At 44.7% G+C, this 21216-nt stretch carries 20 protein-coding genes, 1 tRNA gene and 1 riboswitch; of the genes, 17 read left to right on the top strand and 4 right to left on the bottom strand.

The annotated features are described in order from the left end of the window. Window positions 1–23 precede the first annotated feature (23 nt). Window positions 24–449 (bottom strand): hypothetical protein, encoded by a 426-nt coding sequence (locus QHH26_10895; GenBank protein MDH7482460.1) that lies wholly within the window; start codon window positions 447–449, stop codon window positions 24–26. 109 nt (window positions 450–558) lie between these two features. Here QHH26_10895 and QHH26_10890 point away from each other — a divergent pair, with 109 nt between their 5' ends. The 16 genes from QHH26_10890 (at window position 559) to pyrF (ending at window position 18058) form a co-directional block, all read left to right on the top strand. After that, window positions 559–1437: a hypothetical protein gene (locus tag QHH26_10890; protein ID MDH7482459.1), complete on the top strand. Its 879-nt coding sequence runs from the start codon at window positions 559–561 to the stop codon at window positions 1435–1437. 362 nt (window positions 1438–1799) lie between these two features. Next, window positions 1800–2309, top strand: a complete 510-nt coding sequence (locus QHH26_10885; protein MDH7482458.1) for a BCAM0308 family protein — start codon at window positions 1800–1802, stop codon at window positions 2307–2309. A gap of 67 nt (window positions 2310–2376) precedes the next feature. Then, window positions 2377–2709, top strand: a complete 333-nt coding sequence (locus tag QHH26_10880) for a polyhydroxyalkanoate synthesis regulator (GenBank protein ID MDH7482457.1) — start codon at window positions 2377–2379, stop codon at window positions 2707–2709. A gap of 33 nt (window positions 2710–2742) precedes the next feature. Further along, the gene (locus tag QHH26_10875) at window positions 2743–4395 is read left to right on the top strand and encodes an AarF/ABC1/UbiB kinase family protein (GenBank protein ID MDH7482456.1); all 1653 of its coding nucleotides are present in this window, start codon (window positions 2743–2745) and stop codon (window positions 4393–4395) included. A gap of 46 nt (window positions 4396–4441) precedes the next feature. Beyond that, complete coding sequence (gene selA, locus QHH26_10870; protein MDH7482455.1) at window positions 4442–5845, top strand: L-seryl-tRNA(Sec) selenium transferase; 1404 nt, start codon at window positions 4442–4444, stop codon at window positions 5843–5845. Between the two features lie 104 nt (window positions 5846–5949). Continuing rightward, window positions 5950–6633 carry an HD domain-containing phosphohydrolase gene (locus QHH26_10865; protein ID MDH7482454.1) on the top strand — a complete coding sequence of 228 codons (684 nt, stop codon included), beginning with the start codon at window positions 5950–5952 and terminating at the stop codon, window positions 6631–6633. A gap of 39 nt (window positions 6634–6672) precedes the next feature. Beyond that, window positions 6673–6769: transfer RNA gene (locus QHH26_10860), tRNA-Sec, on the top strand. Window positions 6770–7078: 309 nt separating this feature from the next. After that, window positions 7079–7618 (top strand): bifunctional pyr operon transcriptional regulator/uracil phosphoribosyltransferase PyrR, encoded by a 540-nt coding sequence (pyrR, locus tag QHH26_10855; GenBank protein ID MDH7482453.1) that lies wholly within the window; start codon window positions 7079–7081, stop codon window positions 7616–7618. 60 nt (window positions 7619–7678) lie between these two features. Next, entirely contained in the window at window positions 7679–8617 is a 939-nt protein-coding gene (locus QHH26_10850; protein MDH7482452.1) for an aspartate carbamoyltransferase catalytic subunit, read from the top strand. Continuing rightward, window positions 8601–9896 (top strand): dihydroorotase, encoded by a 1296-nt coding sequence (locus QHH26_10845; protein MDH7482451.1) that lies wholly within the window; start codon window positions 8601–8603, stop codon window positions 9894–9896. The genes QHH26_10850 and QHH26_10845 overlap by 17 nt, the downstream gene beginning before the upstream one ends. Further along, window positions 9893–10873 carry a Gfo/Idh/MocA family oxidoreductase gene (locus QHH26_10840; GenBank protein MDH7482450.1) on the top strand — a complete coding sequence of 327 codons (981 nt, stop codon included), beginning with the start codon at window positions 9893–9895 and terminating at the stop codon, window positions 10871–10873. The genes QHH26_10845 and QHH26_10840 overlap by 4 nt, the downstream gene beginning before the upstream one ends. 30 nt (window positions 10874–10903) lie before the next feature. Next, entirely contained in the window at window positions 10904–11995 is a 1092-nt protein-coding gene (gene carA, locus QHH26_10835; GenBank protein MDH7482449.1) for a glutamine-hydrolyzing carbamoyl-phosphate synthase small subunit, read from the top strand. Window positions 11996–12017: 22 nt separating this feature from the next. Further along, window positions 12018–15329, top strand: a complete 3312-nt coding sequence (gene carB, locus QHH26_10830; GenBank protein ID MDH7482448.1) for a carbamoyl-phosphate synthase large subunit — start codon at window positions 12018–12020, stop codon at window positions 15327–15329. 134 nt (window positions 15330–15463) lie between these two features. Beyond that, window positions 15464–16336, top strand: a complete 873-nt coding sequence (locus QHH26_10825) for a dihydroorotate dehydrogenase electron transfer subunit (protein ID MDH7482447.1) — start codon at window positions 15464–15466, stop codon at window positions 16334–16336. Window positions 16337–16341: 5 nt separating this feature from the next. Further along, the gene (locus QHH26_10820; GenBank protein MDH7482446.1) at window positions 16342–17271 is read left to right on the top strand and encodes a dihydroorotate dehydrogenase; all 930 of its coding nucleotides are present in this window, start codon (window positions 16342–16344) and stop codon (window positions 17269–17271) included. A 64-nt stretch (window positions 17272–17335) separates the two neighbouring features. After that, a complete protein-coding gene (gene pyrF, locus QHH26_10815) occupies window positions 17336–18058 on the top strand; it encodes an orotidine-5'-phosphate decarboxylase (protein MDH7482445.1) in 723 nt (240 codons plus the stop codon). A 398-nt stretch (window positions 18059–18456) separates the two neighbouring features. Here the strand turns inward: pyrF and QHH26_10810 are convergent, their stop codons facing one another. Continuing rightward, window positions 18457–18651, bottom strand: a complete 195-nt coding sequence (locus QHH26_10810) for a hypothetical protein (protein MDH7482444.1) — start codon at window positions 18649–18651, stop codon at window positions 18457–18459. Window positions 18652–18778: 127 nt separating this feature from the next. Next, window positions 18779–18932, bottom strand: a riboswitch (cyclic di-GMP riboswitch). 178 nt (window positions 18933–19110) lie between these two features. On the opposite strand from QHH26_10810, the gene QHH26_10805 reads away from it, so the two are divergent. Beyond that, complete coding sequence (locus tag QHH26_10805) at window positions 19111–19743, top strand: hypothetical protein (protein MDH7482443.1); 633 nt, start codon at window positions 19111–19113, stop codon at window positions 19741–19743. A 45-nt stretch (window positions 19744–19788) separates the two neighbouring features. Here the strand turns inward: QHH26_10805 and QHH26_10800 are convergent, their stop codons facing one another. After that, window positions 19789–20085 carry a hypothetical protein gene (locus QHH26_10800; protein MDH7482442.1) on the bottom strand — a complete coding sequence of 99 codons (297 nt, stop codon included), beginning with the start codon at window positions 20083–20085 and terminating at the stop codon, window positions 19789–19791. A 69-nt stretch (window positions 20086–20154) separates the two neighbouring features. After that, window positions 20155–21201: an autoinducer 2 ABC transporter substrate-binding protein gene (locus tag QHH26_10795; protein ID MDH7482441.1), complete on the bottom strand. Its 1047-nt coding sequence runs from the start codon at window positions 21199–21201 to the stop codon at window positions 20155–20157. Window positions 21202–21216: the final 15 nt, after the last annotated feature.

Genomic DNA, 21216 nt, shown 5'->3' with positions numbered 1-21216 from the left:
GTATAAAACTCCTCTAATCAAGACTAGTCAGAAGCAGGCCTAGATGCCATCATCCAGGGAGGCTTACCTGGTCTACCTCGCACAACAATTGTTCCGTGGTCCGTAAATATCTTATAAACGCTTAGGATTATTTCACAATTTCCGAGTAGCGAGGGATTTTTCAGAACCTCGCCAACAACGATTGCTTCTTCACCTTTTATAAGAGGAATTTGTTTGTACCATGTGGGGCAAGTGGCAAGCTCGGCTTTTCCAGTGGAATCTTGCAAGATAAAATGATTATCAGAAGCATAAATAATTTTGCCCTTGATTACAGCCGTTCCGCCACAGGTGTTTCCAGCCTTTACATCCGCGATTGTCCGCACCTGTGTATCCATTACAGCACGTTGGGTAAAGAATCCTGCTAAAAAGGCAATCATTAAAATAGCAAGCGGAATTCTCCAAGCGCCCATTGCAATCACCAACCAATTTCAATATTTATATACCGCGCAAATAGGCCTAACAAAACTTTGTCATTGCGCAATTGACGTAATGGGCAAGGAAAAATATAATAGGGTTGCCATGAAGCACTTATGGTTCTTAACAATTGCTGCGTACATACTTGGAGCATTGGCGGCAGAAACAATCAAAGCCGAAGAGCAAACAAACATACCACAACAAGGAATTAAGCTAGCGTACTCCTTTTCCCCTGGCAAGATTAATCGGTACAAAATCGTGCAAAAAATAACAGGCACGCGAACAATAACAGGCTCGGCCACAACTGACTTGGATATGCAACTTACTTCTATAATTCGAATGCGCTGCACAAAAACTCTTGAGAACGGCAAGGTTGAGATTGCAATAGATACCGAAGATGAGTATATGAAAATTTCTGGGAAGGCAATTTATGGATACAAACCATCAAAAGATGTAAGAACTATCCAATTAAACCCTAATGGAAGTATTTCCAGCTCTTCAACTTCAAATCAGAAAGAACCAAAGCGACGCCATGCACTTGATTTTGGAGCTGTGGAATCAATTTTGCTATTGGCTATTCTACCCGACAAACCTGTTGCCCCAGGAGATGTTTGGTCCGCCGAGATGCCACTTCCCATTGATACAAAATCAAAGCTGAAACTTGATTTTCAGCTTGAAGAAATTAAAACTTCACCAGGTGGGCAAGTAGCAATTATAAAACAAAAGTTGACAACACCTATAAATGAAGCCAATGAAAGCCAAGAAGAAGGAACCAGAGGAAGCCAAGCTGGCGAGAGTACGTTAACTTTTGATATAAGCAACGGAAGACTTATATCAGCCAATGGAAGTATTCATACGAAAATCGAGACGCCAATTTCGGTTCCTCCTGTTCCTGGCTCTACACCAAGCCGAACTGTCCAAATAGTAGACGTGACAAGCAATTACACTATTGAGCTACTCCCGGAGCAAAATAAGGCGCAGTAAATCGGATTTTAAATATAAGCAATTTATGCTTCTAAAGATTTTTCACAATTTCGCAAAAAAAACAAGATACTAACCAAAGGTCTACCAAGGCTTCCTACAAAAACAATTGCCTGGCAATGCATTGTTTAGACTTTTGATAATCACTAAGAAAAAACCTTGCTAATAATTTCTCTGCCCTAGTAGCATTTTGCTCAGCTTGTTTTATATCAAAAAAACCTGGGTAAACAATAATTGACCTCTAAAGATTATGAAACGAGGCAAAATTAACCACATGGCACACATCTACCAAACAACTCCACTAATTCACCTAAAAGACCTTGCACTTAAGCTTTCTAATTACTCGCCTGCAGGAGGAATCAATTATGGCATCATCTGAGCAAAAAGTTGTCCACATTAGAAGGAATGTCCAAGATTATGGTGATCCATACCTAAACCGCGAAAAACCAGAAGAAATATCCGTTTGCCGCGAATGCAAGTGTGTATACGCCGGAGACCGCTGGCAATTGGAGAGCCAAGCCGCAAAACTATTAAAAAACGCGAAGAAGATTATTTATACTTTATGTCCTGCCTGCCAAAAAATACACGACAGAATGCCCGGCGGAATAGTCAACATTAGCGGCAACTTTGTAAAAAATCATGAACAAGACATAGTAAACTTGTTAAATAACGAAAATGAACGCGCAATGACCATAAATCCAATTGAACGCATCATAGATATTGAGCATTCCAACGATGGACTGGTTGTTTGGACAACCAACGAAAAACTTGCCCAAAGAATTGGTCGGCAACTTTACAAAGCATACCGTGGCGAAGTAGAGTACCACTGGTCAGAAGATACAAAGCTAGCAAGGGTATACTGGCGCCGAGATTAGCCTACCTCCAAACCCTTCTAGCAGCTTAAGAGTAAAAATTATAATTAAGTAAGGAGGTGCGGTACACATGTTTGAAACCCTTCGCAGATTCATGTTTATAGGGTTAGGAGTGGCCGCTTTATCAAAAGAAAAAATCAAGCAACTGATTGATGAATTTGTCGAACGCGGCGAACTAACAAGCGAAGAAGGCAAGAAGCTCTTCGAAGAATGGGTATCTAAAGCGGAAGAACAAGGCAAAAATCTTAATGAAAAAATCCGCAACCAGATTAGACAAATGCTTAAAGAGCTAGACATAGCCGACCGACGACAGATTGGAACACTCGAGAAAAAGATAGATGAATTAGAAAAACGCGTAGAAGAACTTACTTCAAAACTGCAAAAATCGGAGGGCTCGGAATAGTCAGTCCTCACAACTGAGCAACGGATAAGTACAGTGGTATTCGAAAAAAGAAGACGACACCTCGCACGATTCATTGAAATGGGGCGCGTTTTGGCACGCCATCAATGGGAACATCTTCTTGCCCAATTGGGCCTCTCAGAACTTTTTCATTTGCGACCACATGGCAAAGGAATTCTCCCCGACCCAACTGATGTCAGAGAATCTCTTGAGGAACTAGGGCCGACTTTCATCAAACTTGGACAACTTTTAAGCACACGCCCAGATATCATTCCCGCGCAATACGTCGCTGAACTTGAGAAGCTTCAAGATACCGCTCCAACTGTGCCAATTAACAAAATTTTCAAAGTTATCGAAGAGGAATTCGGCATGGCGCCAGATTCTATTTTTGAACATTTCGATGAAACGCCGCTTGCCGCTGCATCTCTTGGACAAACCCATCTTGCAACATTAAAAAACGGCACTAAAGTTGTAGTAAAAATCCAGCGACCCGATATACACCGCGTGATTGAAACAGACCTTGAAATACTTCAGGGGCTTGCTCATTTTGTGGAACAACACTCTGAACGCATGCGCACATTAGGCATTTCTGACCTAGTTGAAGAGTTTGCCATCACAATTCGCCAAGAACTTGACTATACTCATGAAGGGCGGAACACCGACCGAATTAGGGAAAATTTGAAAGAGTTGAAATTTGTTCGCGTTCCAATGGTGTATTGGGAATATACAACCCCCAGGGTACTCACAATTGAACAAATCACAGGTATAAAAATCACCGACATCCACGAACTTGATGAGCATGGCCTTGATAGAAAAAATGTGGCGAAGAATCTAGCTAAGGCTTTCATGGAAATGATTTTTATACACGGGTTTTTCCATGGTGACCCCCATCCAGGCAATTTAGTCGTGCTTGATGATTGTGCAATTGGCCTTCTTGATTTCGGTATTGCGGGTAGGCTAGATCACCGCCTAAAAACTGCTGTCACAATTTTGCTAGCGGAATACATACAAGAAAACTCCGCAGGCTTTGCAGAAGAAATTTTACGAATAGGCAGCTATCCCCAAGACCTAAATCGCAGGGCCTTCGAGCTTGAAATTGACAGGGCACTTAGGCAATTCTACGGTGCTCCGCTAAAAGAAATCAGGATGGGAGAGCTTCTCCGCAAGGCCTTCCAAATCAGTGCGAAGAACCACGTGCGATTGCCGTCAAATATGTTCTTATTGGTCAAGGTGCTAGTAAACATTGATGGAATAGCACGTCAACTATACCCTGATTTTGATTTTGCAGGGGAAGCCCGTCCCTATGTCAGACGCGCAATGCGCGAAGAGTTCTCCATCAACACCCTGGCAAACCAAGCCTATAAAAGTTTAGTCTTATTCAAGAATTTCCTTCTCTCACTTCCCGACATGGCACAATATCTCCTAGGGCGGATGGTTGAAGGTTCGTTCCGCATCAATTTTAAGCATGAAGGATTGGAAGGCCTTATGCGTTCCCTCGAAAGAGCAGCCAACCGCCTTTCATTTGCACTAGTAGCTAGTGCTACAATTGTCGCCTCCGCTCTCATTGTTGCCGCAAAGATAGGCCCTTTATGGCACGGATATCCAATCATTGCACTCATTGGATTTGGCATTTCCGTAATTTTTGGCTTTTGGTTGATGATTGCAATACTTCGTGCAGGAAAACTTTAAAATAAATAATGTATAATAAGCCAAAGTCCATTTTGAGAGCTTTTCCATGACAAACAAAAACCTTTTACGGTCACTGCCGTCAATTGACAGATTGCTAGGTGAACCTTCGTTAAAAGAGCTCATTGGTGAAATTCCAAGGCCATATGTAGCTGAAGCAGCAAGGAAGACCCTTGACGAAATACGTAGCCGTATCCGCGAAGGTTTTACCGTAAAAGAAGAAGACATATCGTTAGAAAGACTTGCACAAGATATCCGCCTTCGCGCCAAAGCCCTTGCAAATACCTCCATCAGACGAGCTATAAATGCCACAGGCATTGTGCTTCACACAGGTTTAGGTCGCGCAGTGCTCCCGGCAGCTGCACAGAAAGCCCTCATAGATGTCGCTTCTGGACATTGTAATCTCGAAATAGATATTAAGACGGGTGGAAGAGGAAAGAGGTCGGAACACTACCAAGAGTTACTCAAAAATTTAACGGGAGCGGAATCGGCTCTCGTTGTGAACAATAACGCCGCTGCAGTATTTCTTGCGCTCAACACTCTAGCATGCGGTCGGGAGGTCATAGTTTCGCGAGGAGAACTAGTCGAAATTGGCGGCTCTTTCCGGATGCCCGATATAATGGCTAGTGCGGGCGTCAAACTAATAGAAGTAGGAACAACAAACCGCACCTATGTTTCTGACTATGAAAATGCAATATCTGAGGAAACTGGACTAATACTAAAAGTACATACAAGCAACTTTTGCATTGTCGGTTTTGCAAAATCACCAGCGCTCAGCGAACTTGCCGAGCTAGGCAAGAAGAAAGGCATCCCCGTGATGGAAGACATAGGAAGTGGAGCACTTATTGACATGTCTCGCTTTGGACTTAAGTCTGAACCTACGGTGCAGGAAAGTATTCGTGCTGGTGCTGATATCGTTACATTTAGCGGTGATAAACTCTTGGGCGGGCCACAATCAGGGATAATAGTCGGGCGAAAAGAATTCGTGGAAGCGATGGCACGAAATCCGCTGTCGCGAACATTTCGTATAGATAAATTAACAATTGCCGCCCTGGAAGCAACTCTTAAACTCTATGTAGATTCTGATACTGTCATTCGAAACATCCCGACACTTCGTTATATAAGCAGAACATTGCCAGAAATCACTCATGCTGCAAATCAGCTAAAAGCAAAACTAATAACTTCTATTGGCGACAATGCGAAAATTGAAATTTTCGATGGTTTTTCGGAAGTTGGGGGCGGCTCACTCCCAGGACAACAGCTTCCTACAAAACTGATTGCCATTTATAATGCAGACATCTCCCCAATAGACCTTGCCCAAAAATTCAGAGAAGCAAATCCACCGATTTTCGGCAGGGTAGGCGACGATAAATTCCTTCTCGATATTAGAACGGTTGAAGATTCTGAAATTGACGTTATTGCCCAAGTTGCTTCCCAAATACTTTCCCACTAACGAATTATAAAATTAAGATAAAACAAAACCTGCTGTTAATCTCTTTTCAGGCCGATAATAATAAAGACCGAATTCTAGCAATTTGGAGTTGGGGGCCTGATAGCATGTTATCTAAGGAAATACCAAACGAGCAACCTGAAAAAATAAAAGAACCTAATCTTAAATCCGAGTCAGAAGCTCTCCTTGGTATGTTGAACGTTCGCTCCTCAAGCCTGGGCGCACCTGATGGCCACAGTGACCGTGTGGCAGCTTATGCGCTAGCGATTGGCAGGCGGTTAGACCTTCCTCGCAAAGTGATGACAGACCTCAAAAACGCAGCAATTCTACATGACGTTGGAAAAGTTGGAATTTCTCCCCAGATTGTTGAGAAATTAGGCCGCCTAAGCGAACGTGAATTCGAAATAATGAGGCTACACTCCACAATTGCAATACGAATGTTAGAACGTGTGCCGGAGCTCCATGATTCTATCCCAATGATAAAACACCACCACGAAAGATTTGACGGTAAAGGATATCCAGACGGGCTATCAGGCCATGACATACCTCTTGGTGCACGAATAATTGCCGTTGCAGAAAGCTTCGATATTTTAGTCTCGGATGTCCCTTGGCGAGATGCCTTGCCCTTACAAGTAGCAATAGAAGAACTCAAAAATTGTTCAGGAACACAGTTTGACCCCATGGTTGTAGAAGCTTTCCTTGAAGCCCTAGCAAGCGGTGAAGTTCCTCTAAGCGATGAGCTTAAAGAGCAAATGATGCAACCCTCACCTGAGCGAATTCTCGATTCTTGACATGCCACCCCTGCAAATTTATACTTATTTTACCAATATGGGGGTGGATGGGGCCTGGTGGCCCTCCTGGTCTTCAAAACCTGTGTGAGGCCTGAAGAAGGTCTCGGGTGCGTTCGATTCGCACACATCCCCGCCAGGTTGTTTATTACAAAACTTCCAGCAAACAAGCACAGCAGAATGATTTTAGCCCATTCAGCAAAATAACTCAAAAAATAAAAAAACCTGTTGACAGGTAGGTTTCCATCTGGTATACTTAGCAAAACTTGATTGAACGCCTTTAAGTTGGTCCTGTGAGGCCAACAAGGGTGTGCGTGTATGCACAAAGCTTATAATTGCAAGATCACGCCTCCTTGCTAACCTCAGCAGGGGGGCGTTTTTTGTGCCTGGAAAATGTGCAACTTTGCGCTTTAAATACTAAATCACCATTGATTTATGGAGTATTCAAATGGCAACCCAAACGCCTCAAGTAATGGATGCAGAAGAAATCAGGCGAGCCCTAACTCGCATTGCTCACGAAATAATCGAGAGAAATAAAGGAGCAGAAAAGCTTGGAATAATTGGAATCAGACGCAAAGGCGTACCACTTGCAAAACGATTAGCAAAACTCTTGAACGAAATTGAGCACGTTAGAGTGCCGGTTGGCATACTCGATATTGGCCTTTACCGTGATGATATTCTCACACACCAGCCAACAGTGGGGCAAACTGATATACCATTTGACATCAACGATCGAACCATTATCCTGGTGGATGAAGTTATTTACACCGGCCGGACAGTTAGATGTGCATTGGATGCCTTGATGGATATTGGCCGCCCAGCAGCAATTCAATTGGCAGTGCTAATCGACCGGGGCCACCGAGAGTTGCCAATTCGCCCTGATTACGTCGGAAAAAACATACCTACGTCGCGTAAAGAACTAGTAGATGTCCAGCTAAAAGAAATTGAAGGCGAAGATAAAGTCTACATTCGCAAACTTGATGAATAAACGCTAGTTTATGATTGTGCAAGTGCCAATGCACAAAAACTAGCATCAAGAGGTGCTGGAATGGCTCTAAAGAGAAAAGACATCCTTGGTTTGGAAGAAATCACCCGTGAGGAGATAGAACTAATTCTTCAAACGGCGCTCTCAATGAAAGAAATTTTAAGCCGACCAATTAAAAAAGTACCCGCCTTGCGTGGAAGGTCAATCGTAACCCTTTTCTATGAACCAAGCACGCGTACTCGAACTTCGTTCGAAATTGCAGCAAAAATTATGAGCGCGGACACCTCAAGCATCGCTCCATCCACAAGTAGCGTTGTAAAAGGTGAATCGCTTAAGGATACAATTCTTACGCTTCGAGCAATGAGACCTGACGTGTTTGTCATCAGGCACCAAGCATCGGGGGCGCCCCACTTCGTCGCAAGCCTGATTCCAGAATCAGTAATTAACGCCGGCGACGGTATGCATGAGCATCCAACTCAGGGACTCCTCGATATGATGACAATCCTTGAGAAAAAAGGAAAGCTTGAAGGGCTAACTGTGGCAATAGTAGGCGATATTCTCCACAGCCGTGTTGCCAGGTCGAACATGTGGGGTCTTACCAAAATGGGAGCAAAAGTTCGATTCGTGGGACCTAAAACGCTTATCCCACCCGAAGCAGACCGCCTGCCAGTAGAAGTCTACACCAACATTGAAGAAGGTCTTAAAGATGTTGACGTAATTAATGTTCTACGCATCCAACTTGAGCGCATGAAGAAAGGCCTATTCCCAAGCCTTCGCGAATATACCCACTTTTTCGGAATTACGAAAAAGAGACTCAAACTAGCGAAGGACGATGTTATTGTCCTTCACCCAGGCCCCATGAATCGTGGTGTCGAAATTATGCCAGATGTTGCAGACTGCGAAATCTCAATGGTTACAACGCAAGTAACCAATGGGGTGGCAGTTAGGATGGCTCTGCTTTACTTACTTTTAGGAGGCACAGGCGATGCACTTGCTTCTTAAGGGCGGAAGGATTGTCGATCCTTCGCAAAATTTAGATACGATTGGAAATCTTTTAATTAAAAATGGAAAAATCGCAGGAATAGGTCAAGTTGAGTCAGGTGACCTCAAGCCTGAGCAAGTAGAAGATGTAACAGGCAAAGTTGTTGTTCCAGGGCTAATTGACATGCATGTCCACCTTCGCGAGCCAGGCTTTGAATACAAAGAAGATATTACCACCGGCTCCTACGCGGCAGCAGCAGGCGGTTTCACAGCAGTTGCTTGCATGCCAAATACCAATCCCGTCGCAGATACTCGCTCGGTAATTGAGTTTATACTGTGTAGGGCTGATGAGGTTGGTTTAGTAAAAGTTTATCCCATCGGCGCACTAACCAAGGAAATGAAAGGCGAAGAGATGGCAGAGATTGGCGATATGCTCGAGGGTGGTGCTGTAGCGTTTTCCGACGACGCTTTTCCGCTGCAAAACTCTGGCCTCATGCGACGAGTGATGGACTACTGTGCAATGCTTAACACTCCAGTGATTACTCACTGCGAAGATCTCTCCTTGAGCGACGAAGGCCTAATGAACGAAGGAATAACGTCAACAATACTTGGTCTCAAAGGTATTCCCAGCGAAGCGGAAGAAATAATGGTCGCTCGAAACATTATGCTCGCTCGCCTAACTAACTGCAAACTTCATATAGCACACGTAAGCACCAGAGGATCCGTCGAGCTAATTCGTCATGCAAAAGAGACTGGCATAAACATAACTTGTGAGACGTGCCCGCAATACTTTAGCTTGACCGAAGAAGCAGTTCGAAGATATGACACCAATGCAAAAATTAATCCGCCACTTAGAACAGCAGATGATGTTGCTGCCATTAAAGAAGGACTCGCCGATGGCACAATCGATGTCATTGCCACTGACCACGCTCCACACGCGATTGAGGAGAAGGAAACCGAATTTGCAATCGCGCCTAGCGGCATGGTCGGACTCGAAACAGCAGTTGGCTTAGTAATAACCGAACTAGTCAAACCCGGGGAACTTTCGCTTGCCAATGCGTTTATGAAAATGACTGCCGCACCTGCAAAAGTATTGGGATTAGACGCAGGAACGCTAGAAATCGGAAAACCGGCAAATATAACAGTCATAGACCCTGAGGTAGAATGGATTGTTGATCCTTCGAAATTCCACTCAAGATCTAAAAACACCCCGCTCAAGGGCAAGAAACTTGTAGGTTTACCAGTTCTAACAATCGTGGACGGTAAAATAATTGCCAGAAACCAAGAGGTGATAGCATGAGAAAAGTAAAGGTTGCGTTAGTTGGAGTAGGTAGTTGGGGCGGGACTCAAAGCCTGCCTGCCATTAGTGAAGCTGGCAACCTCGAACTAGTTACCTGGTTTGATGCAAACCCCGAAGTAATAGCAAAGTACACTAATGATATTCCAGTTCCTCCTGCTCGGTCGTTTGAAGAAATTCTAAACAACCCTGAAGTCGAAGGGATAATCCTTATAGTGCCAAATCATGTCCACCCAACGCTTGCCATTCAAGCGGCAAAACACGGAAAACACGTCTGGGTTGAAAAACCAATCGCAAATACAGTAGAAGAAGCCGACGCCATGATTAAAGCTTGCGAAGATGCTGGCGTAGTCCTCCAAGTTGGACACAGTCTTCGCAGAGCCCCAGGCATTCGCATAATAAAGAACGCCATTGAAGAAGGAAAAATTGGCGACTTAGCAATGATTGAAGCCCACCAATCACATCGAGGCGGATGGTCTTTAGTCCCTGGCGCATGGCGATGGTATGTAGACAAATGCCCAGGAGGCCCTCTGAACCTCCTTGGCATACACCAAATAGATATTTTCCACTATCTGGCTGGGCCAATTTCAGAAGTTATGGCAATGACAGCTAAGAAATTTCTTGAGTGCGAAACAGAAGAACTCACACAAGTTATTCTCCGCTTCAAAAGCGGTATTCTTGGTCAGATTGGAGACACTTACGTTACACCTCCCAAAACCCTTACCGCCGTCTATGGCACAAAGGGTTGGTTTGAGTTTGATTTCTGGCCCTATAAGCTTACGTATTACGATATAGATGGCAAGCCGGAAACGATGATGATTGAGCGAATAAACCTAATTGCTGACGAGTTCAAAGAGTTCGGCGAGTGCATCCAAACTGAAAAAAAACCAGAGACAGGCGGCCCGGAAGCACGTGCTGCCGTTGCCGTCATGCAGGCGGCGCTCGAATCAGCACGCACTGGGAAGATGGTCAAACTCTAGACCTTTCGTTTTTACAGTGAGGAGAATCAAATGAAAGCAATTCTAGTTCTTGAGGATGGTACCACATACGAAGGAGAATCAATTGGCGCCAAAGGAACAACGATAGGCGAGGTAGTATTCAGCACATGCATGACGGGGTATCAGGAAATGCTTACCGACCCGTCATACGCTGGTCAAATACTTACACTCACTTATCCTCTTATCGGCAACTATGGCGTAAATCATGATGATTTCGAATCCTCAACTATTCAAGTTGAAGGTTTTGTTGTTAAACATTTATGCGAACTTCCCAGCAATTGGCGCGCCGTCGGCACCCTCAATGACTTTCTTAAAGAACAAAATATAGTAGGCATTCAAGGAGTTGATACTCGTGCCCTAACTAGGCATCTCAGGATTCAAGGAGTTATGCTCGGCGGAATAACAACCGACTACACTCGGGAAGAAATGCTAAACAAAATCGCAAATGCTCCCGACTACGGCAAAATAGACTTTACTAAGCGTGTTACAACCAAATCACCTTATGTTTGGAAAAACCCTGTCGATTCTGTCAAGCCTGAGTTTGACGTTGCGCTTCTTGACTTTGGCGTTAAACGAAACATACTAAGAAGCTTATCCGCACTCAATTGCCGTGTTACAGTGTATCCGTGTAATACCGCCGCTGAACAAATACTGGATACCAATCCCGACGGCGTCATTCTGTCGCCGGGTCCTGGCGACCCAGCGCTTCTTTCCAAAGCAATTGAGAATGTAAAGAAACTCATTGGAAAGAAGCCGATAATGGGTGTCTGTCTTGGCAACCAGCTTCTTGGTTGGGCATTCGGAAGCACCACCTATAAGCTTAAATTTGGTCATCGAGGCGGAAACCATCCTGTAAAAGAACTTGCTACAGGCAAAGTATTCATCACCTCACAGAACCACGGCTATGCAGTAGACCCAGACGGCTTAAAGAACTCTGGAATGGAAGTCTCCCACATTAACCTAAACGACGGAACAGTTGAAGGTTTATGCCATAAAGAACTTCCAATATTTTCGATTCAATACCACCCAGAGGCTTCTCCGGGACCAATGGACAGCAAATACTTATTCCAGCGTTTTGTGGAAATGCTAAGAAATAATAAATGAATGCGAGGGAGTAGGAAACAGAATGCCACGAAAAAGCAATATTAAAAAGGTTATGGTGATTGGCAGTGGGCCGATAACCATTGGGCAAGCAGCAGAGTTCGACTACGCAGGCACGCAAGCATGTAAAGCCCTTCGCGAAGAAGGCTGCGAAGTTGTGCTAATGAATTCTAATCCAGCCACGATCATGACCGATACCACAATCGCAGACAAAGTTTATGTCGAACCTCTAAATGTTGAGTTTGCTGCCCGTGTAATTGCCCAGGAGCGGCCTGATGGCTTACTTCCAACTCTCGGAGGCCAAACAGGTCTAAACCTTGCTACTCAACTTTCCTCAAGCGGTATCTTGGATAAATATGGCGTAGAACTCCTCGGAACACCACTTGACGCTATTAAGAAAGCAGAAGACCGCGAATGTTTTCGCGAATTAATGCGCAGTATTGGTGAGCCAGTTCCAGAAAGCTGGATTATCGAAACTAAAGAAGAGTTAGAAGAAATCGCCGCTACTGCTTCCTATCCTTTGATTATTCGTCCAGCTTATACGCTTGGTGGCACAGGTGGCGGAGTAGCTTACAATCGAAGTGAACTAATGGAAATTGGCGAGCGCGGCATGAGCCTTTCTCTGCGTCACCAAATCCTCGTTGAGCGATGCCTCTTGGGATGGAAAGAAATCGAGTACGAAGTAATGCGCGACGGTGCAGACAACTGCATCACAATATGCAACATGGAAAACCTCGACCCAATGGGTATCCACACCGGCGACTCAATTGTTATAGCCCCCAGCCAAACTCTTTCGGATAAAGAGTACCAGCTCCTTCGAAATGCTTCTCTAAAGATTATCAGGGCGTTAGGCATAGAAGGCGGCTGCAACGTACAATTTGCTCTCGATCCAAAAAGCTTCAACTACTACGTGATTGAAGTCAATCCAAGAGTTAGCCGTTCATCAGCTCTCGCATCTAAAGCAACAGGTTACCCCATTGCTCGTGTGTCAGCCAAAATTGCCATTGGCTTGAGACTTGATGAAATTACTAACGCCGTAACCCAAAAAACAACCGCATGCTTTGAACCGGCACTTGACTATTGCGTGGTTAAAATCCCAAGATGGCCTTTTGATAAATTCAAAATTGAAAATCGAACCATCGGCACGCAAATGAAGGCAACTGGCGAAGTTATGGCAATAGACCGCTCGTTCGAAGCAGCACTGATGAAAGCAATTCGCTCAATGGAAGTTGGAGTGCATGGCCTTCGACACAAGAAAGCAAGTCAATTGTCCGACAAAGAACTTGAAGCGAAAATTAAGACGCCTAACGACGAACGCTTATTCGCCATTGCAGAAGCGATCCGAAGAGGCATGTCAACTAAAAAGATAGCAGAACTTTCAGCGATTGACATCTGGTTCCTTGAAGGCATTAACCGGCTGGTCGAAATGGAAAATCAAATACAAAAGGCAAGTTCAGCCTTCCATAATTTAGCATCCAAAGCTGCAATAAACTCGTGTGAAGGTTTACAAGCAACCCAGCTTCTACGAAAAGCCAAACAAATGGGCTTTTCCGACAAAGAAATCGGTACAATCATCGGAATGAAAGAAATGGCTGTGCGCGAACTTCGAAAGTCGCTTGGTATAAAGCCGGTTTACAAAATGGTAGATACATGTGCAGCTGAGTTCGAAGCCCAGACGCCATATTTCTATTCATCCTACGACGCAGAAGACGAAACCGAAAGCTTTGTACCCAAACTTCAAACAAAAGGTGAGGAATCTCAAGGGTGCTGTGAAAATAAGAAAAAAGTTATCGTTCTTGGCAGTGGCCCAATTAGAATTGGGCAGGGGATTGAATTTGACTATTGTAGCGTCCATTCTGTATGGGCACTAAGAGATGCCGGATATGAATCCATTATTATCAACAACAATCCAGAAACGGTATCAACCGATTTTGATACATCGGACAAACTTTATTTCGAACCACTCACAGTCGAGGACGTTCTAAATGTAATAGACATAGAAAAACCCGAAGGAATTGTTGTCCAGTTTGGGGGTCAGACTCCACTAAACATAGCATCGGATTTGGCGAAAGCAGGAGTAAAAATACTAGGCACCTCGCACGAGAGCATAGATTTGGCAGAGGACCGAGAGCGATTTGCAGAAATGATGCGAAAACTTTCAATTCCAATGCCAGAGCATGGCATGGCAAGTTCGCTAGATGAGGCTTTAGCAATCGCTGAAAGAATTGGCTATCCGCTAATGGTGCGTCCCTCATATGTTCTCGGCGGCAGAGGAATGGAAATTGTATATGACGAAGAAACTCTAGTAAAATACGTTAAAGCAGCCGTAGAGGTGTCTCCAGAACGCCCAATTCTTCTAGATAGATTTCTAGAAGATGCAATTGAGGCCGAAGCCGATGCTATTTCAGACGGCAAAGACGCGTTTGTGCCATCAATTATGGAACATATAGAACTTGCCGGCATTCACTCAGGCGACAGTGCCTGCGTCCTTCCTCCGCTAACAATCCCACAACATCATATTGACACCATCATAGAATACACAAAACGAATAGCTATTGAGCTAAATGTTGTTGGCTTGATGAATATTCAATATGCCATAGCAAACGACAAGGTTTACGTTCTAGAAGCAAACCCTCGTGCATCGAGAACGGTGCCGCTCGTCTCCAAAGTAACCGGCGTTTCTATGGCACGACTTGCCACTCAAGTAATCCTAGGCGCTAAACTAAGCGAACTAGATATGAAACCGAGACGGTATCCTCACTATGGAGTAAAAGAATCAGTCTTTCCATTTAATATGTTCCCTGAGGTTGATCCACTTCTTGGCCCCGAGATGCGGTCAACAGGCGAAGTATTAGGCATGGCAGACTGTTTTGGCCTTGCTTTTTACAAAGCCCAGGCAGCAGCTGGCTATGAGCTTCCAAAAGAAGGCACTGTATTGGTCACTGTCGCCAATCGTGATAAGCAAGCAGTCCTGCCAGCCGTTAAGAAGCTTTTTGAAATGGGATTTTCCATAATAGCAACTAGCGGGACAGCAAGATTTCTCGCGCAAAATGGCATTAACGTAACGGAAATAAAGAAACTTCATGAAGGACGGCCTAATATCGTTGACGTTATGCATAATGGTCAAATACGCCTATTAATAAACACACCTGCAGGCAAGGAAAGCTTTCATGACGACAGCTATATCCGAAAAGCAGCCATTAAGCTTAAAGTACCTTATGTTACCACAGCTGCAGCGGCAGTGGCAGCAGCTGAAGGAATTCAAGCAGCAAGAGAACGAACAAACGCAGTCAAATCGCTTCAAGAGTACCATAAAGAAGTCGAAATACTCAATTAACACTTTGGTTGGAGAATCGTGCATAAAAAGCAACTAAGAGGGGAATTTTAGAAACAAAGCAAGAAAAATACGTGAGCTGGATAAACATCTAAACCAGTCAATGCTTTTACAAACCTTCATTGAGAAGAATCTTGATGGCAGAACAATTTGCACACCATTCGTCAAATAAAGAAGAGGCCGATATCCCTGAGGGCAAACTATTCGAATGCCGCATAATTGACCAAGAAATGGTTTTGCCACATATACGAAGACTCGTCTTAGATGCCCCGGAACTATCGCAGAAATGCGTTCCTGGGCAGTTTGTGCACGTCCTATGCAACAAATTCCGACAATTTTATGATCCGCTTCTACGCCGGCCATTTAGCATACACTTTGCTGACCCCGAAGCCGGCCATGTTTCAATACTTTTTGACATTCGCGGACGAGGCACCAAAATGCTTGCAGATAAAACAATAGGGGATATGATTGATTTAATCGGCCCCCTTGGGCACGGATTCGCGATACCAGATTCTTGGAGCGGAAGTTTTCTCCTAGTCGGCGGCGGTATGGGAATAGCACCACTTTATTTTCTCCTCAGGGCATTAGAAAAACAATTTGGCAAAGAAAAAATTAAATTCCTTCTAGGTGCCAGAACATCAAATATGATCCTCTATCGAGAAGAATTTGAAAAATGCTGTGCAGAATATCTCGTTTCAACAGAAGATGGCTCTTATGGCTACCAAGGCATGGTTACCGACCTTCTGAAAGAACGCATTGAAACTCTTGATAATAAGCTCGGTTGTTTAGTATACGCATGTGGCCCAATGCAGATGCTCAAAGAAGTTGCAAAAATTTGCCACCACCACAACCTTAACTGTCAAATTTCCGTCGAGACAAAAATGGCATGTGGCGTTGGCGCTTGCATGAGCTGCGTGATAAAAGTTCATGACACCAATTTAGAATACAGATATGCTCGGGCATGTGTAGAAGGCCCAGTCTTCGATTCAAATAAAATAAAATGGGAGTAGTTCCCATGTCTACAACAAGTTCACTAGAGATAACTATTGCCGGAATCCATATGAAAAATCCAGTTATAGCTGCTTCCGGTACCTTCGGGTTTGGGAAAGAGTACAGCAGCTTAGTTGACCTTAACAAAATTGGCGCGATAATCACAAAAGGCACATCACTCGAACCCTGGGTAGGAAACCCTCCAGAACGAATCGCTGAAACAGCTGCAGGAATGCTCAATTCTATTGGTCTCCAAAATGATGGAGTTGAAAATTTAATAAACGAGAAGCTGCCTTGGCTCAGCCAATTCGATGTTCCTGTTATTGTTAACATCGTTGGACATACGATAGAGGAATACGCTGAGGTTGCACAACGACTGAGTGAAACCGACAGTGTTGCTGGCTTGGAAATTAACATCTCGTGTCCTAATGTAAAACACGGATGTATAGCATTCGGTGTTGACCCTCGAATGACGTTTGAAGTAGTAAATGCAGTCCGAAAAGCAACTCATCTCCCAATAATTCCAAAGCTTTCCCCAAACGTGACCGATATTGTTGCTATTGCACATGCGGCAGTTGATGCAGGAGCAGATGCAATTTCACTCATCAATACCTTAATAGGCACATCAATAAACGCAGAAACGCGTATGTTTCGATTAGCTAACATTACTGGCGGGCTCTCGGGTCCTGCAATAAAGCCAATTGCATTAAGAATGGTTTGGGAAGTAGCAAAGGCTGTTGATGTTCCTGTAATCGGAGTCGGAGGCATAATGACTGCCGAGGATGCAGTTGAATTCATGCTTGCTGGTGCAAGTGCAATACAAGTAGGAACAGCCAACTTTGTATATCCAAATGCCATGATTGAGATTATCGAAGGTCTCGAGGCATATCTCAGTCGCCATGGCTTTAGGCACATTTCTGAAATTGTAGGGATTGTGCAATCGCCACAATGCTAATGCTGCATGTCCATTAAGTCAAACTAACGCGAATAAAAACAAGCAAAAGGCTGGTAGAAATCACATGTCAATGAAAAACAAAATAATCCTCGCGCTGGATGTAAGCAGCGAGAGCGAGGCCGTAAACCTTGTTCGAGAATTAAACGACTATGTTGGCGCATTTAAAGTTGGCCTCGAACTTTTCAACTCTACAGGACCGCAGATTTTTGACTCGCTTCGAAAGGCTGGAGCGGAGAAAATATTTTACGATTGCAAGTTTCATGACATCCCAAACACAGTCGCTAGCGCAACAAGAGCTGCAGTTCGAATGGGCATTTGGATGCTCAACGTCCATGCCTCCGGTGGGTCGGCAATGATGCGTGCAGCAGTCGAAGCAGCGAAAGATGAAGCACATCGCCTTGGAGTCGAAGCTCCAATGATTATTGGCGTAACAGTACTTACAAGCATCAGCGCGCAAGTCCTCCACGAAGAATTATCCATTCCAATGCTTCTTGAAAACCATGTTACGCATTTAGCAGTTTTGGCCCAAAGCTCGGGTTTGGCAGGGGTTGTTGCATCACCTCACGAAATCATACCCGTAAAAGCTGCATGTGGGCCCGAATTCATCGTCGTGACGCCTGGCGTAAGACCAAAATGGGCAGCGGCTAATGATCAAGTTCGAATAATGACCCCTGGGGAAGCTTTAAAAAACGGTGCCGATTATCTTGTCATCGGCAGAGCAATTACCGCGGCAAAAGATAGACAAAAAGCAGCAGAACTCATACTTAGTGAGATTTCGCAACAATAAGCCTTGCTCAACGATATCAACTAACAAACGCTAGGCTTATTAACCCCTTGGCTTTTTTCCAAATCATCTAGATCGAACAAACATAGAAAAGCCTTCGTCTAAAAAGAAGGGCGTGAGTTCTCGCAGCTCAGTTTTGATGGGTTCGGGGGAACGCGAGACTTACGCCCTTTTTGTATGCTATTCTCAACTAAACAAAATATTAAAAGGAAAAGGGATGGGTAGGGGGCACGGCTACCCATCCCTACTTCACAGACCTGAGACCGACGGTTGCTTAGGGACAGGAGGGGATGGCCTCAGACCTGCACTTGGGTAACGCTTAACACAACCTCCTTTCAATACCTCACGATGCTGCTTGCCCGGAAATGCTAGGTGCATTAGTAAATTTGCCAGTCAACTACTCAGTCCAAAGCACGGATCTGAGTAACTCTGTCCAGTCGAACTTCCTCAGTGTCGCCGATTATATACGCTCCGTAGAGCGGGATGAACTGCAGGTCCTCAACCTGCAAGACTTTGCTATGTTCTTGGCCCAGACGGTCGGTCCAGCTTATCCAACAGTTTTTCCCAATGTATTGTTTGGCTTCAGGTATCGTCATTTTCGGTCCCTCCTCCTTGCAACCAGCTAAAAAGAAAACCAGGCTGCTGAAACCTCAGTCGCGCGCACTGCTATACTCAAATACACTTTTTGGTAGTGGCTCAGCGCGCCTATAATGCGACTGTCGTTTCGGCAGCCTGGCTGTCATACCAGTATTCAGCTTCCCTGCCGCACCCCCGCTATCAACTTCTTTCGGGAGACCTTCGGCTATCTACCGCTGCCTACTGGGTTAGATCCATGGCTTTGCGTCTCACCCTTTCGAGTGATTTGCCTTTGTCGTCCGCGACGCTATTCACTTTTTGCTTACACTGAGATTATGCCATGCCACCCAAAAACTCGTGCTGTAAGGATTGCTAGTTTTATATGAGACGGTAATGTTTTAAACCAAAGCAAATGCGGGCAAAAATCAAAAGATGAAGGAAATCGTGCTATTTGCTTCATCATAAAGGAGGTACTTGCAATGGAAGAACAAAAGCAGGAAAACCTGCCTAGCGAAGAAGCAGGAAGAAAAGGGGGAGCAGCTGCCATGGCAGCTGCCGTTCCCACAGTAGGAACACGCGCTGAAGCAATCGCATGGACTCGTGACCGAGTGCGTTGGGGCCCAGTTTGGGCGGGATTTCTCGTAGCGCTTGCAGCTCAGGTTGTTCTTGGCGCATGCGGTCTTGCTGTTGCCCTTAGTCTATACAGCCCCGCTGCTCCGGATTTCGCAACCCGCTTCAGTAATTTCATAGGAATATGGTCTGGCATCAGCATGTTGGTTGTGCTATTTGTTGGCGGATATATTGCCGGACGAATGGCGGCTGTGGCTGGCATGAAAAATGGCCTCACGCAGGGAACCATGGTCTGGGCGCTGGCGCTTATGGGCGGAACAGTACTTAGTGCATTTGGCATTAGCTGGCTGTTGGGAGCAACCCAGAATATGTTAACAGCTCTTTCGCAACTAAATGTCGCCGAAGCTAGAACTGCGCTCAGTACCGCCAGAAATGGGGCCATTTATTTTGTCATTAGCTCAATTTTAGCATGGGCCGCAGCAGCGGGCGGTGGAATACTCGGAGCTTCTGTGCGGGAGGAAGAGATTGAAAAAATGGCCTAACGATCAAACTGCTTCCAATGATAACGCCCGAAGGTATATTTATGATTACTTGCACCTTTCGGCGCCCAACCAACCTGCATGAATATACCTTCGGGCTTCTTCCCAATCTTCTTCGCCGAATTCAAATTGGCCTGTCATATAATCTTGGTAAATTTCTCTTTCAATCTCAGGCCATGGATGAACAGGGTGTTTCTTGCGCATCATGAACCCATATTTGTAGTACTCAACCGCTTTTGTAGGTTCAGGCGGATGTCCTTCTTCTATCAACCTTTCCAAATCAGGTTGAGCTGCCTGCCAATCATCATCCCACGATGGGTCCCATTCAAGAACGTGTCGTTCCACAAGTGTGTTCCTTTCGGGCTAAATAGATATGAGCTAGTATGATTTTCCAAACTATCAAAGCGTATAAACTTAGAAATCAAATTGGTCTACATTCTCTTTAGTAATAACAACACCTGGCATTATAATAACACCGTCTTTGCTTACTTTTAGCTTTCCGATGCCCGGTACAGTCATCCCATCAACTGGTTTCTTTCCGTCTAGATAGTCGTTGACAAGCTTAGTAGCGAGATATGTGAGCTTTGCAGGGTCCCAAAGTATCAAACCATTAACAATGCCCTTCTTAATGTAATCGCGATTCTCGCTTGGCAAAGAAAGCCCCCATACTTTAACCTTACCTTCCTTTCCGGTTTGGATAAGCGCACGTGCCACACCGGGCACACCAGGGGAATTCACACATGCAAATGCGGCAAGATCTGGATGCCGTTGGAGCATGGTTACCGCTGCTGTAATAGCTTGCTGTTGGTCGTCATTATTGTATAAATAGGGTGTAACAATTTTAATACCTGGGTACTTTTTTGCACCCTCTTCGACACCTTTGATATGCAAATTTAGGTTGAGCGCATTTGGACCGCCAGACATTATGGCAACTTTACCCTTCCCGCCAATGTCTTTTGCAATTCGATCTATAATATCGCGCCCGATGCCAACATCGTCGGCTGCTGCAACATAAAAAATGCGCTTGCTCGCGGGTGCGTCTGAATCCCAAGTAAACACCTTGATTCCCATTTTTGTAGCTTTTTCAATAACAGGAATTATCGCTTTGTCATCATTAGGTGACACTACAATTGCATCCACGCCAGCTGAGATTTGATCTTCAATGATATTAATTTGTTTTATTATGTCAGCAGCTCCAGGAGGCCCAAGAAAACTTGCCTCTATGCCAAGTTCCTCCGCAGCTTTCTTCATTCCCCGCTCACAAGCATTCGTATAAGGTATACCAACGAGCTTCATTACGAACACAATCTTGCGCTTGCGTGTCTCTTGTTTAGCCGCTTGCGGTTTCTTCGGTTTTATGGGTGCAGTGGGTTTTTGTGAACAACTTGTTGCGTAAAAAATTATTGTTGCTGTTAGCAGTATTGATGCGACCCAGCAAAAAAGTCGATTCTTAATTTTCATGTCCAACGTTGGTTG

Source organism: Armatimonadota bacterium, assembly GCA_029907255.1.
In the GTDB taxonomy this organism is placed as follows: domain Bacteria; phylum Armatimonadota; class UBA5829; order DTJY01; family DTJY01; genus JAIMAU01.
Note: the sequence above shows the minus strand (reverse complement) of the source record. Positions and strands in the feature narration are given on the sequence as shown.